Origin of the sequence: Candidatus Hakubella thermalkaliphila (assembly GCF_013281975.1) — a bacterium.
Taxonomy (GTDB): Bacteria; Actinomycetota; Humimicrobiia; order Hakubellales; family Hakubellaceae; genus Hakubella; species Hakubella thermalkaliphila.
Genome location: NZ_BLRZ01000313.1, coordinates 1 through 1,013 on the forward strand (window position 1 = coordinate 1; position 1,013 = coordinate 1,013).

The following is a 1,013-nucleotide window of genomic DNA, read 5'->3' on the forward strand; positions in this document are numbered from 1 at the left end:
CTCCCTTGAAAATAATAACACAATTTTCATGCGACGTGGTGCGCCGCGACGCATGGGCGATTCCTGTAACGGGAAAAGACTCCAATATGCTTAAAGGTTTGTCCTACTTTTCTCGCTCATTATATTTTCAATAACCTGCATATTCCTGCTTGCCTTGAAATTTTAGTTCTAGATCGATATTTAAACAAAATGGAGAAGCATCTAAAATCACAAAATTCTAGATGCTAACGAAGACAGAGATATAAGGTACGTGCACATGGAACCAGGACATGTCGGACAAAACGTCCACCTACAAGCTGTTGCCCTGGGCCTGGGCACCGTGGTCATGGGGGCATTCCGCGATGACCAGGTTAAGGAAATCCTGAACCTGCCCCAAGACGAGCAGCCACTCTACATAATGCCGGTGGGAAGAAAGTGAAGACATGGCCTTGCCAGCCCCCCCCAGCAAGGACAGCCCAGGAGAGGCGACTATTTATTTTCGCCTTCCTGGCAGTAGGCTTTGGCGAGATAATTAGCCAGGTCTTGCTGATAAGGGAGCTGATAATTAATTTCCAGGGCAACGAGCTGTCCCTCGGCGTGATGCTGGCCAACTGGCTCCTGATGACAGCTTTGGGGAGCTGGGGATTAGGTAGGTTTGCCGATAGACTACCGCCACGCGTCCCTATTTTCGTCATCACCCTTATTCTATTCTACCTGATTCTGCCAGCACAACTCCTTCTCGCCAGAACCATCAATAATCTAATAGGCATGGAACCTGGTGAGATTGTGGGATTTGTTCCTATCTTTTATTCCTCCTTCCTGGTTCTTGCCCCCTTGTGTTTGCTACACGGTTTTCAGTTTGCCCTCGGCTGTCGAATCTTGGCCGTGGGAACTGAAACACCAGCGACTCAGGTAGGAAAGATCTATATCTCGGAGGCTACAGGGTGTGTGGCGGGGGGAATTCTCTTCACCTACCTGATGGTGCACCATCTTCAACCCTTTGAAATAGCAGCAGGCGCTGGCCTGCTAAACCT

General features: G+C 49.2%; 1 protein-coding gene and 1 pseudogene. Both read left to right on the plus strand.

Annotated elements, in window-relative coordinates; all coding sequences use genetic code 11:
• Positions 1-214 precede the first annotated feature (214 nt).
• Positions 215-418 carry a nitroreductase family protein gene (locus HW443_RS11815; protein ID WP_176238287.1) on the plus strand — a complete coding sequence of 68 codons (204 nt, stop codon included), beginning with the start codon at positions 215-217 and terminating at the stop codon, positions 416-418.
• Positions 415-1,013 (plus strand): annotated as a pseudogene (locus tag HW443_RS11820) (fused MFS/spermidine synthase); the annotation flags it as partial. The gene HW443_RS11815 and the pseudogene HW443_RS11820, both read left to right, overlap by 4 nt.